Source organism: Janthinobacterium sp. EB271-G4-3-2 (genome assembly GCF_020858035.1).
Taxonomy (GTDB): Bacteria; Pseudomonadota; Gammaproteobacteria; order Burkholderiales; family Burkholderiaceae_D; genus Janthinobacterium; species Janthinobacterium aestuarii.
This window is the reverse complement of the sequence record NZ_JACYMG010000016.1, coordinates 60512-72468: the sequence shown is the minus strand read 5'-3', so window position 1 is coordinate 72468 and position 11957 is coordinate 60512. Positions and strand designations below refer to the sequence as shown.

Here is an 11957-nt window from a genome sequence, read left to right as displayed (position 1 = left end):
TGGTATCAGCGTATGGTACCCGCCCGCAGCGGAGATGCTCCGCACGGTAGTGCCGTGTCGCAGTGTACGGCATGGCGGCCCCCTGCCGCCATGGACTTTTTGTTAGGCGCTTTTATTTACTGAGCAGACGCATGCCCCGCTCCAGCCCGTCGATCGACAGGGGGAACATGCGGTTGTTCATCAACTGCCGCATCACGCCGATCGACTGGCGGTACTGCCACAATCCCTCCGATTCTGGATTGAGCCAGATGAATTTCGGGAACGCCTGGGTAAAGCGCGCCAGCCACGTCGATCCCGCTTCCTCGTTGTTGTATTCGACGCTGCCGCCCGGCTGCAGGATTTCATAGGGGCTCATGGTGGCGTCGCCGACGAAGATCAGCTTGGTGTCGGGCGGGTATTTGCGCAGCACGTCCCAGGTGGGGAAACGCTCGGCGTTGCGGCGCCGGTTGTTCTTCCACAAATAGTCGTAGACGCAGTTATGGAAGTAAAAGAACTCCATGTTCTTGAATTCCGTCTTCGCCGCCGAAAACAGTTCCTCGGTGCGCTCGATATGGTCATCCATGCTGCCGCCCACATCCAACAGCATCAGCACCTTGATGCGGTTCTTGCGCTCGGGCCGCATCCTGATGTCGAGGTAGCCCGCGTTGTTCGCCGTGGCGGCGATGGTGGCGTCGAGCGCCAGTTCGTCTTCCGCGCCTTCGCGCGCGAATTTGCGCAGGCGGCGCAAGGCCACCTTGATGTTGCGCGTGCCCAGTTCGCGCTCGCCGTCGTAATCCTTGTAGCTGCGCGCTTCCCACACTTTCACGGCCGTGCGGTTGCCGCCCTTGCCGCCGATGCGGATGCCTTCCGGATTCGTGCCGCCATTGCCGAACGGCGAGGTGCCGCCCGTGCCGATCCACTTGCTGCCGCCCTCGTGGCGCTCCTTCTGCTCTTTCAGCAGCTCGTTCAGGCGGTCCATCAGCTTGTCGTAGCCGAATTTCTCCAGCTGCGCCTTCTGCTCCTCGGACAGCTCGCGCTGCATGCGCTTGAGCAGCCAGTCGAGCGGAATCGCCGCGTTCGTGTCGAAGGCCGCGTTGACGCCCTTGAAGTACTGGGCAAACGCGCGGTCGAACTTGTCGAAATGGGCTTCATCCTTGACCAGGGTCAGGCGCGACAGATAGTAAAAATCATCCATCGAGGCGTCGATGACGTTCTTTTGCAGCGCCTCAAGCAAGGTCAAAAATTCCTTGATCGAGACGGGAATCTTCGCATCCTTGAGCGTGAAGAAGAAATCGATCAGCATGGCGACCGCTCTCCCGCGCGGGGCAGCACGGCGATGGGGCGCTGCGCCAGCTTGTAGCGCAAATGGGCGGCAATCTCGGGCCACTCGCCGCGCGTGATGCTGTACATGACCGTGTCGCGCACGGTGCCGTCGCGGCGCAGCGCATGGTGGCGCAGCACGCCATCCTTTTTCGCGCCCAGGCGTTCGATGGCCGCCTGCGAGGCGTGGTTGAAATTATCGGTGCGCAGGCCCACCAGCGCGCAGCCGAGCGTGTCGAAGGCGTGCGCCAGCAGCAGCAATTTGCAGGTGGTGTTGACGTGGCTGCGCTGGCAGCGCTTCGCATACCAGGTGTAGCCGATTTCCAGGCGCCCTATGGCCGGCACCACGTCGTGGTAGCTGGTGGTGCCGAGCACCTCGCCGCTGGCCGCGTCGACGACGGCAAAGGCGAAGCGCGTGGGGCGCATCTCGATGCCCTTGAAAATGTACTGGTCCACCTGGTCCGGCTCGGGCACGGAGGTGACGCGCAGATTCCACAGTTCGCCATCCATGGCCGCCGCGCGCAGGCCGGCCGCATGGTGCGGCGCCAGCGCTTCGAGGCGGATGCCGTGCAGTTCCAGGGGGACGAAGACCTTGTCGGGGCTGATGTCGTTCACCGGCGCTCCTTAGCGGTTGGTGCGCGACATGAACATCAGGCGCTCGAACAGGTGCACGTCCTGCTCGTTTTTCAGCAGCGCCCCGTGCAGCGGCGGCACGACGGCCTTGTTGTCCTTGCTGCGCAAGGCTTCGGCCGGGATGTCCTCGGCCAGCAGGAGTTTCAGCCAGTCGAGGAATTCCGACGTCGACGGTTTTTTCTTCAGGCCCGGCACGTCGCGCACTTCATAGAAGGTTTGCAGCGCCTGCGCCAGCAATTCCTGTTTCAGGTGCGGGTAGTGGACGGCGACGATCTGCTCCATCGTGTCCTTGTCCGGGAATTTGATGTAGTGGAAGAAGCAGCGGCGCAAAAAGGCGTCCGGCAATTCCTTCTCGTTGTTCGAGGTGATGATGACGAGCGGACGGTGGCGCGCCGTGACCATTTCGCGCGTTTCATACACATAGAATTCCATGCGGTCCAGTTCGCGCAGCAGGTCGTTCGGGAATTCGATGTCGGCCTTGTCGATTTCATCGATCAGCAGTACCACCGGTTCGGGCGCCGTGAACGCCTGCCACAGCACGCCCTTGACGATGTAGTTCTGGATGTCGCGCACGCGCTCGTCGCCCAGCTGCGAATCGCGCAGGCGCGAGACGGCGTCGTATTCGTACAGGCCCTGCTGCGCCTTGGTGGTCGATTTGATATGCCATTGCATCAGCGGCATGTTCAGCGCGGCGGCCACTTCCTCGGCCAGCATGGTCTTGCCCGTGCCCGGTTCGCCCTTGATCAGCAGCGGGCGTTGCAGGGTCAGCGCCGCATTCACGGCCAGTTTCAGGTCGGCGGTGGCGACATAGCTGTCGGAACCTTCGAAGCGTTGGCCTTGCTGGGGGTGCTGTGCTTGCATGAGCTGTCTGCCAAAGTAGGGAAATGGTGAGTATAAACAGAACTGTGGCCCAGCGTCACGCGGACGGCCTGTGCCTGCGTGCCTACAATGCGGGTTTTATAGGTGGACTTGCAAGAATATCTTGGCTAGAATCGGCAAGCAGCAGATTAATTGGCAACCTTAATTGTCAACACATAAAATCAAAAAAAACCAGCTCTGGCGTTTCTCCGATTACCTTTGTTCACATTGCCACTATGAAAAAAATATTTGCACTTCTCGTGCTTGCCGGCATAGCAAATGCCGTCACAGCGGCTGACATTGTAGGAAACGCCAAGGCAGCCCCTGCCAAGGTGGAAATGTGTATCGGCTGCCACGGCATTCCCGGTTACAAGGCAACCTTCCCTGAAGTATTCCAGGTGCCGATGATCGGCGGCCAGCCGGCAAAATATATCGAGAATGCGCTGCAAGCCTACAAGAAGGGCGACCGCAAGCACCCCAGCATGAAGGGCATCGCCAGCAGCCTGTCGGACCAGGATATCGCCGATGTCGCCGCGTATTATGCGCAACAAGCCAAGACGAACTGAGGACCAGCCCGATGAAAAAACTACTCGCCGCCCTCGTTTGCGCCACCGTCTCGTTTTCCGCCAGCGCCGCCGGCAATATCAACACGGGCAAGGCCCTGGCCGAAAAATACAGCTGCGCCACCTGCCACGGCAAGGATTACAGTTCGCCCATCGACCCGTCGTACCCGAAACTGGCGGGCCAGCACAAGGATTACCTGGAACATGCGTTGACCGCGTATAAACGGGGCGACAAGGCCAACGGCCGCAACAACGCCATCATGACGGGCCAGGTAAAACCGCTGAGCAACCAGGACATCAAGGACCTGGCCGCCTACCTGCACAGCTTGCCGAGCAGCCTGGTCACTCATCGCTGAGCGGTAACGCCGGCTCAGGCTTTCAGCCCCACCCGGCGAGCAAGTTTATGCAGATTGCTGGCGTCGAGTCCCAGCTGCCGCGCGGCAGCGGCCCAGTTATCTTGATGCAGCACCAGCGCTTGCCGGATGGCCTGGCGCTGGCTCGCTTCCACGATCTGATGCATCGATAGCAGCGGCGCCGCCGGCGTGCCGCACGCGGCTGGCGCCAGCGGCAGCGCGTCCGTGCCGGCCGGCGCTTCCAGCGCATCGAGGTCGAGCATATCCGTTTCCAGGGTCACGATGTCCTTGCGGTCCGCGCCGCGTATCACGGCTTTCAGCGCGGCCCGGCTGATCACATGTTCCAGTTCGCGCACATTGCCCGGCCAGCGGTAGTGGCACAAGGCGTTTTCCGCCGCGGCGGACAGGCGCAGGCTGCGCAAGCCCAGGCGCGCGCGGTTCAGTTCCAGGAAACCACCGGCCAGCAGGAGCACGTCATTGCCCCGCTCGCGCAGCGGCGGAATCGGCACGGGATACACGGATAAACGGTGATACAGATCGGCGCGGAACGAGCCGTCGCGCACATGTTCGCGCAAGCTGCGGTTGGTGGCGGCGATCACGCGCACGTTGACCCGGCGCGGCCGGTCCGCGCCCAGGCGCTGGATTTCCCCATTTTGCAAGGTGCGCAGCAGCTTGGCCTGTATCGACAATGGCAATTCGCCCACTTCATCGAGAAACAGGGTGCCCCCTTCGGCCGCCTCGAAACGCCCGGGCCGGTCGCTGACGGCGCCGGAAAACGCACCGCGCACATGGCCAAACAATTCGCTTTCGGCCAGGGACTCGGGCAAGGCCGCGCAATTGACATGGATCAAAGGCTTGCCCGCGCGGCGCGACAGCCGGTGCAGGCGGTGTGCGCATAATTCCTTGCCCACGCCCGTCTCTCCCAGCAGCAGCACGGGCAGCTCGGAATCGGCCACCACCTGCAATTCGTGCAGCAAGTGCGTGATGGCGCTGCTCTGGCCGACGAAATCGTGTTCCTCGCGCGGCGCCTGCGCATCGGCCAGCATGGCGCCGCCCGACAGGCGCAGGGCGCGGATTTCCGTCTCCAGGCGCGTGACGCGCACGGCCGCCTCGATGGCGCAGGCCAGCTCGCCCAGGTCGCGCTGCGCCTGCGTATCGAAGGTGCCCACCTGCAGCGCGTCGAGCGTGATCACGCCCCAGCGTTCGCCTTCCAGGTCCAGCGCCATGCCCATGCAGTCGTGCACGGGCAGCGGTTCGCCGGCCCGCTCGGCGATCAGGCCATCGTAGGGATCGGGCAGCGAGCTGTCGTGATGGAAGCACAGCACGCCGCGCCGCTGCAGGATGGCGGCCAGGCGCGGATGGTCGGCGACGGCGAAGCGGCGTCCCAGCGCGTCGTTGGCCAGGCCGGCCATCGCCACGGGGCGCAAGTGCTCGCCGTCGAGCTTGAGCAAGGCCACGGCCTCGCAGCCGAAGTGGGCGCGCAGGCTGCCGACGAGGCGCTGCAGGCGCACGGCCACGGGCAGGTCGGCGACCAGGTCGGTGAGTAACAGCAGGTGGATGGCGGTGGTGGTCATAAGTACCATGCAGGGTACAACGGACCATGCTTGAGCAGGGTCATATCGACCCTGCATTTTTCAAATCGTTGATTTAAAACAAGTTTTTCCTGGCACACGGATTGCCTAGGTAAGGGTGCCGAACCGGCATACAAGACCAAGGAAAGCTTGATGAAAACGACTCCCTCCCTCCGCGCCATTGCCGCCGCCGTCTGCGTACTGGCCATGCCCCTGTCCGTGCAAGCCCAGGTGAGCCTCCCTGCCAGCACCGCCGCCACCGCCGCCAAACCGGCGGCCGCCGCGGTCAAGCGCTATGAACTGCAAACCAATATCGTCGACGGCAAGATGGTGTTCATCGACGCCAAGGGCCAGGTCAACCCCGTGCTGGCGGCCAAGGTGGGCGACACGGTGGAACTGGTGCTGAAAAGCGGCGAAGGCGCCGAGCACGATCTGCTGATCCCGGAACTCAATGTGGCATCAAACAAGTTCAGCGCCAATAGCGGCAGCACCACCGTGCGCTTCAAGGTCACGCGCGCCGGCACGTTCACCTATTACTGCTCGATCCCCGGCCACCGCCAGATCGGCATGGAAGGCAAGCTCGAAGTGACCGGCACCTCGCTGGCCGAAGCCGGAGCACCGAAGGCCGCCGGCGCCGGCAGCACTGCCAGCGAATCGAGCCAGGCCGCCGCGCTGGCCCTGTACACGCCCGCGCCGTCGCCGATGCGCGGTCCCGATCCCTCGGCCGTCAGCGTGGCGGCCAATCCGGCGCAGGTGCCATCCGCCATCGGCGCGCGCGCGCCGCAAACCCTGAAATACCGGATGGAGACGGTGGAACTGCCGGGCAAGCTCGATGACGGCACCAGCTTTACCTACTGGACCTTCAACCGCCAGGTGCCCGGCCCCATGCTGCGCGCGAAGGTGGGCGACACGGTGGAGCTGACCCTGTTCAACGCCAAGGACAGCAAGATGATCCACTCGATCGACCTGCACGCCGTGACGGGCGGCCATGGCGGCGGACAGCACACGCAGGTGGCGCCGGGGCAGGAAAAAACCGTCACTTTCAAGGCGCTCAATCCGGGCCTGTATGTGTACCACTGCGCCACGCCGCTGGTGCCGCAGCATATCGCGGCCGGCATGTACGGCATGATCCTCGTCGAACCGGAAGGCGGCCTGTCAAAAGTCGACCGCGAGTATTACGTGATGCAGGGCGAGATGTACACGGGCCGTCCGCACGGCGCCCCCGTGCACCAGGAACCGAACCTGGAAAAAATGGCCAATGAGCTGCCCGACTACTACGTCTTCAACGGCGAAGTGGGCGCCCTGAGCAAGACGCACAAACTGCAGGCGAAAGTCGGCGAGACCGTGCGCATCTATTTCGGTGTCGGCGGCCCGAACAAGATTTCATCATTCCACATCATCGGCGAGATCTTCGACAAGGTGTACAGCGAAGGCTCGATCAGCAGCCCGAAACACGACGTGCAAACCACCCTGGTGGCACCGGGCGGCGCGACCATCGTCGAACTGAAGGTACAGCATCCTGGCAGCTATCTGCTGGTCGACCATGCGCTGTCGCGCGCAGGCAAGGGCGCCGTGGGCGTGCTGGAAGTGACTGGCGAACCCGTGCCCGGCGTCTACCACGCCGGCGCCCGTCAATAAACCCCATTCATCATCAAGGAAGCATTATGGAAATGATCGACCAATCCCTGGGCCAGCTGGCCCGCCGCATCCCCGGCGCCACGCGCCTGTTCGATGCGCACCGCCTGGACTTTTGCTGCGGCGGCAACAAGACCCTGCGCGCCGCCGCCGAAGCGGCCGGCGTGGACACGGCGCCTATCGTCAAGGAACTGCAAGTGCTGGCCGGACGGACTGACGCCAGCGGCGAGCGTGACTGGCAGGACGCCCCGGCCGCCGAGCTGGTGGAACACATCCTGGCGCGCTACCACGCCGTGCACCGCGAGCAGCTGCCCGAGCTGATACGCCTGGCACGCAAGGTCGAGCAGGTGCATGGCGACCGCGCCGACTGTCCGCACGGGCTGGCGGAACACCTGTCGGCCATGGCGCAGGAGCTGGAAAGCCATATGCGCAAGGAAGAAGACGTGCTGTTCCCCATGATCGTGCGCGGCCAGGGCCCCCGGGCCGGCGCGCCCATCAACGTGATGCGCATGGAGCACGACGACCATGGCGTGGCCTTGCGCGCGATGGAGGAAATGACGAACGACATCACCGCACCGGCCGGCGCCTGCACCACCTGGCGCGCGCTGTACACGGGCTTGCGCACCTTCCGCGAAGACCTGATGGCGCACATCCATACTGAAAACAATATCCTGTTCGAGCGCTTTGCGCCGGCCGTGGTGCACTGACAAAGGAAAGACCCATGGGTCCCTACAAAAAACTCTGGTTCACCCTGATCGGTGTGCTGATCGTGACGTTTTCGCTGCTCGGCTACTACGGTACGGAAGTCTACCGGCAGGCGCCGCCCATTCCCGCGCAAGTGCTGGCGCAGGATGGCCGGCAGCTGTTCGACCGCGAGGGCATCCTCGACGGCCAGACGGCCTGGCAATCGGTCGGCGGCATGCAGCTGGGCTCCATCTGGGGCCACGGCGCCTACCAGGCGCCCGACTGGACGGCCGACTGGCTGCACCGCGAACTGACGGCCTGGCTGGAACTGGCCGCGCAAGAGCAGCATGGCAAGGCGTACGCGGCGCTCGACGGCCCCGCGCAGGCGGCGCTGCGCGAAGCGCTCAGACTCGAATACCGCGGCAACCGGACCGATGATGCGCAAGTGCTGCGCCTGTCGCCGCGCCGCGTGCAAGCGATCGCCAGCACGGCGCACTATTACGACCAGCTGTTCTCCGACGCGCCGGCGCTGCAAAAAAGCCGCGAACACTTCGCCATGAAGGAAAACACCCTGCCCAGCGCCGCGCGGCGCGCGCAGATGACGCAGTTCTTCTTCTGGACGGCATGGGCCGCCGCCACCGAGCGTCCGGGCCAGAAAGTGACCTATACGAACAACTGGCCGCACGAACCGCTGATCGGCAACCAGCCCAGCGGCGAAAACCTCGTCTGGTCGGTTGCCAGCGTGGTGGTGCTGCTGGCCGGCGTGGGCTTCCTCGTCTGGGGCTGGGCCTTCTTGCGCGACCACGACGAAGCGCTGCCGGCGGCCGGTCCGCGCGATCCGCTCACCACGTTCGCGCTGACGCCTTCGCAGCGCGGACTGGGCAAGTACCTGTTCCTGGTGGTGGCGCTGTTCATCTTCCAGGTCTTCATCGGCGGCTTTACGGCGCACTACACGGTGGAAGGGCAGCAGTTCTATGGCATCGACGTGTCGCGCTGGTTCCCGTATGCGCTCACGCGCACCTGGCATATCCAGGCCGCGCTGTTCTGGATCGCCACGGGCTTCCTGGCCGCCGGCCTGTTCCTCGCGCCCCTGATCAATGGCGGCAAGGACCCCAAGTGGCAGCGCCTCGGTGTCGACGTGCTGTTCTGGGCCCTCGTCGCGGTCGTCGTCGGCTCGTTCATCGGCAATTACCTGGCCATCGCGCAAGTGATGCCGCCCGAGTGGAATTTCTGGCTCGGCCACCAGGGTTATGAATATGTGGACCTGGGACGCCTGTGGCAGATCGGTAAATATATCGGCATCCTGCTGTGGCTCGTGCTGATGCTGCGCGGCGTCGTGCCGGCCCTGCGCCAGCCGGGCGGCGACAAGAATTTGCTGGCGCTCTTGACCGCGTCCGTGGGCGCCATCGGCCTGTTCTACGGTGCCGGTCTGTTCTACGGCGAGCGCACGCACCTGTCGGTGATGGAGTACTGGCGCTGGTGGGTGGTGCACCTGTGGGTGGAAGGTTTCTTTGAAGTGTTCGCCACGACGGCGCTGGCCTTCATTTTCTCGACCCTGGGCCTGGTGTCGGTACGCATGGCTACGACGGCCAGCCTGGCGTCGGCCTCGCTGTTCATGCTGGGCGGCATACCCGGCACCTTCCACCATCTGTACTTTGCCGGCACCACCACGCCCGTGATGGCCATCGGCGCGAGCTTCAGTGCGCTGGAAGTGGTGCCGCTGATCGTGCTGGGCCATGAAGCGTGGGAAAACTGGCGCTTGAAGGAACGCGCGCCATGGATGGAAAACCTGCGCTGGCCGATGATGTGCTTTGTCGCCGTCGCCTTCTGGAACATGCTGGGCGCCGGCGTGCTGGGCTTCATGATCAACCCGCCCGTGGCGCTGTACTACATCCAGGGTCTCAACACGACTCCCGTGCATGCGCATGCGGCGCTGTTCGGCGTGTACGGCTTCCTCGCGCTGGGCTTTACCTTGCTGGTGCTGCGCTACCTGCGGCCCGACTACCGCTTCAGCCCTGCCTTGATGAAGACGGCGTTCTGGGGCTTGAACGGGGGGCTGGCGCTGATGATCTTTACCAGCTTGTTGCCGATTGGCATTATCCAGTTCCACGCCAGCGTGACGGAAGGCCTGTGGTATGCGCGCAGCGAAGCATTCATGCAGCAGCCGCTGTTGCAGAACCTGCGCTGGATACGTACCTTTGGCGACGTGGTCTTCATCGTCGGCGCCGTCGCCATGGCGCTGCAGGTGGTGCTGGGCTTGCTGGACAAGGCGAAGGCACCCGCGCTGCCTCAGGCGGTACGGCCAGCCTGATCGGTTGCTGCGCCGCCGAGTGTTGTTGATCGATCTCCCGAAGCCGTGCTAGCCACGGCTTTTTTCATATAGGGCCAGGAAGACGAGGCCGGCGACCAGCGGGATATTTTTCGTCAGCGGCCCGAAAGGGTGTATCAGGAATTCCGGCAGGAAGACGGCGATCACCAGTGTATAGCCTGCCACCAGCGCGCACTGCGTCCACCATAGCAACGGCCTGGCATGGAACAGCGAGGCGATACCCATGGCTAGGTCGGCCAGGCAGGAGGCGGCAAACACGTGTTCCGTATGCAGCGTGATGCCGCTGCGGCGCAGCCATGCGAGCGATTCGGCATGCGGATACAGATACCAGGACACAAACGCCGTCCATAGCCAGATAAAGGCCATGCCGAGGCGCATGGCCCAGTACAGCCCTTGCAGCTTGGCTGGCGTCATGGCGCGGGCTTGGCAACCATCAGCCAGTAGACCAGCATGAGCGCGGCAAATGCGGGCACGCCAAGCCAGAACCAGCAGCGCGCATAGAACCAGTACAGGCGCGGCAGCGGTGTGCCCGTGTCATCAGCCAGGCGGGCCAGGCTGCGCATGCGGATCTGCAGCCATACCACGGGTAACCAGCAGGCGCCGGCCACCGCATACAGCAGCATCGAGGCGAGGACCCAGCCGGACAGGATCGGATAGCCGGCCAGGTGCGCCAGGGCCAGTCCGGACAGCGGCTGGACAATGACGGCCGGCGTGGTGAACAGCCAGTCGGCCAGCACGGTCTTTTCGGCCGACAGGCGGATCGCACGCACCTCGCCACCCCGGTCGTTGATCCACTTGAAGAAAGCGATGCCGATGCCAGTGCCAAACAGGATGGTGGCGCTGAGGATGTGCAGCCATTTGACGAACAGGTACCCGCTCATGCCGGTACCTCGGTCACGTCATGGCCTTGCAGCGCGGCCAGGTAATTTTCCACCGTGAGCAGGCCGACGCAGGGCATCGCGCCGCGCGGTAGCGGCGCGCCACCGCTGCTGGCGCCGGCCAACCGGTTCGCCAGCGCGATCGACGCGCCGCACGGGATATGCGGGCCGTGGTTTTGCGCCGCCAGCAATTGCCAGGTCAGCGTCAGCGGCAGGCCATCGAGTCCCGTGCCTTGCAGCGTCACGAACATCGCGCCTTTGTCGCTGACCAGCGGTTCCACCCATTGGCTGATGGCGTGCAATGGCCTGACCAGCGGCAGCAGGCTGCGCAACAGGCCCAGGCGCACCAGTTGCGCGGCGGCCCAGACGAACAGATGGCCGGGCGCACCGGCAAAACCGGCGTGAAAAGTGACGGTGTCGAGGCCCGGATAGCGTTGCGGGAACAGCGCCAGGTCGGGCACGTCGCAGCTGCCCAGCAAGCGCCGTCCCACGGGCGCGGCAAAGCGGTGGCGCTTCAGGTCGAGCCAGCCGTGCGTGGTCCGCTGGCTGCCGGCAACCAGGCGCTGGAACGGTTTGCCACAGTACGAGAAGATGCCGGCCATGGTGGCGATGCCCGGCGCGCGGGCGCCGGAGGCGATGCCGTGGCGGATCGATGTGAGCTGGCGAAAGCGCGGCAGGTAGCGGTCTACCACGGCCGAGGACAGCGCTGGCAGCGAGCTGGCGCCGCTGGTGACGAACACGCCGCGCTGGCGCGCCAGGTCGTCGAGGCTGGCGATGCCGGCGACAAAATCGCGGCCGTCGGCCAGGTCGATATAGTTGGCGCCGGCATCGATCGCCGCATCGGCGACGCGGTAATCCTGGCCCTGGAACGGGCCGGCGGTATGTATCAGCGTATCGACGCCCAGTTCGGCCAGGCGCCGCGCCAGATCAGGTGCATCGGCATCGAGCGCCAGTGCTTGCCGCGGCGGCAAGCCCAATTGCGCCGCCAGTGCCCTGGCCCTGGCGGCGTCGCGCCCGGCCACCAGCAGATGGATATCCTGGTTGCCGGCTAGCGCCTGGCAAATGCGCGTGCCGAAAAAACCGTAACCGCCGAGTACGAGAATGGTGTGATGGGCCAAGATATCCTTCAGTGACTGAGTTTCTTGGCAACATGA

The 11957-nt window shown here is 64.3% G+C and carries 12 protein-coding genes; 5 read left to right on the top strand and 7 right to left on the bottom strand.

From position 1 onward, the window contains the following. Window positions 1–112 precede the first annotated feature (112 nt). Genes IGS55_RS25655 through IGS55_RS25645 form a run of 3 tightly spaced genes read right to left on the bottom strand, consistent with a single transcriptional unit; the run spans window position 113 to window position 2793 of the window. Window positions 113–1282, bottom strand: coding sequence for a vWA domain-containing protein (locus tag IGS55_RS25655; protein WP_034746518.1), 1170 nt, complete (start codon window positions 1280–1282; stop codon window positions 113–115). Then, window positions 1276–1914: a GNAT family N-acetyltransferase gene (locus tag IGS55_RS25650; protein ID WP_230518849.1), complete on the bottom strand. Its 639-nt coding sequence runs from the start codon at window positions 1912–1914 to the stop codon at window positions 1276–1278. Before IGS55_RS25650 ends, IGS55_RS25655 begins: the two co-directional genes overlap by 7 nt. A 9-nt stretch (window positions 1915–1923) precedes the next feature. Next, window positions 1924–2793 carry an AAA family ATPase gene (locus tag IGS55_RS25645; protein WP_219888207.1) on the bottom strand — a complete coding sequence of 290 codons (870 nt, stop codon included), beginning with the start codon at window positions 2791–2793 and terminating at the stop codon, window positions 1924–1926. Window positions 2794–3026: 233 nt separating this feature from the next. Here IGS55_RS25645 and IGS55_RS25640 point away from each other — a divergent pair, with 233 nt between their 5' ends. Together IGS55_RS25640 and IGS55_RS25635 are read left to right on the top strand one after the other, a co-directional pair. Then, the gene (locus IGS55_RS25640; RefSeq protein ID WP_034746524.1) at window positions 3027–3356 is read left to right on the top strand and encodes a c-type cytochrome; all 330 of its coding nucleotides are present in this window, start codon (window positions 3027–3029) and stop codon (window positions 3354–3356) included. Between the two features lie 11 nt (window positions 3357–3367). Then, window positions 3368–3709, top strand: coding sequence for a c-type cytochrome (locus tag IGS55_RS25635; protein ID WP_034746527.1), 342 nt, complete (start codon window positions 3368–3370; stop codon window positions 3707–3709). 14 nt (window positions 3710–3723) lie between these two features. Here the strand turns inward: IGS55_RS25635 and norR are convergent, their stop codons facing one another. Next, window positions 3724–5280: a nitric oxide reductase transcriptional regulator NorR gene (gene norR, locus IGS55_RS25630; protein WP_139090737.1), complete on the bottom strand. Its 1557-nt coding sequence runs from the start codon at window positions 5278–5280 to the stop codon at window positions 3724–3726. 150 nt (window positions 5281–5430) lie between these two features. Between norR and nirK the strand changes: the two genes are divergently transcribed. The 3 genes from nirK to IGS55_RS25615 are packed head-to-tail and all read left to right on the top strand — an operon-like array spanning window position 5431 to window position 9907. Then, window positions 5431–6915 (top strand): copper-containing nitrite reductase, encoded by a 1485-nt coding sequence (gene nirK / locus IGS55_RS25625; protein ID WP_230518850.1) that lies wholly within the window; start codon window positions 5431–5433, stop codon window positions 6913–6915. A gap of 26 nt (window positions 6916–6941) precedes the next feature. After that, window positions 6942–7619, top strand: coding sequence for an iron-sulfur cluster repair protein YtfE (gene ytfE, locus IGS55_RS25620; protein WP_230518851.1), 678 nt, complete (start codon window positions 6942–6944; stop codon window positions 7617–7619). A gap of 14 nt (window positions 7620–7633) precedes the next feature. Then, window positions 7634–9907, top strand: coding sequence for a nitric-oxide reductase large subunit (locus IGS55_RS25615; protein WP_230518852.1), 2274 nt, complete (start codon window positions 7634–7636; stop codon window positions 9905–9907). 48 nt (window positions 9908–9955) lie between these two features. Here IGS55_RS25615 and IGS55_RS25610 read toward each other — a convergent pair whose 3' ends face one another. From IGS55_RS25610 to IGS55_RS25600, 3 genes are read right to left on the bottom strand one after another with little or no spacing between them, the layout of a single operon-like run. Further along, window positions 9956–10339 (bottom strand): DoxX-like family protein, encoded by a 384-nt coding sequence (locus IGS55_RS25610; protein WP_052140001.1) that lies wholly within the window; start codon window positions 10337–10339, stop codon window positions 9956–9958. After that, window positions 10336–10806 (bottom strand): DUF2269 family protein, encoded by a 471-nt coding sequence (locus IGS55_RS25605; RefSeq protein ID WP_230518853.1) that lies wholly within the window; start codon window positions 10804–10806, stop codon window positions 10336–10338. Before IGS55_RS25605 ends, IGS55_RS25610 begins: the two co-directional genes overlap by 4 nt. Then, complete coding sequence (locus IGS55_RS25600) at window positions 10803–11921, bottom strand: saccharopine dehydrogenase family protein (RefSeq protein ID WP_230518854.1); 1119 nt, start codon at window positions 11919–11921, stop codon at window positions 10803–10805. The genes IGS55_RS25605 and IGS55_RS25600 overlap by 4 nt, the downstream gene beginning before the upstream one ends. Window positions 11922–11957 lie beyond the last annotated feature (36 nt).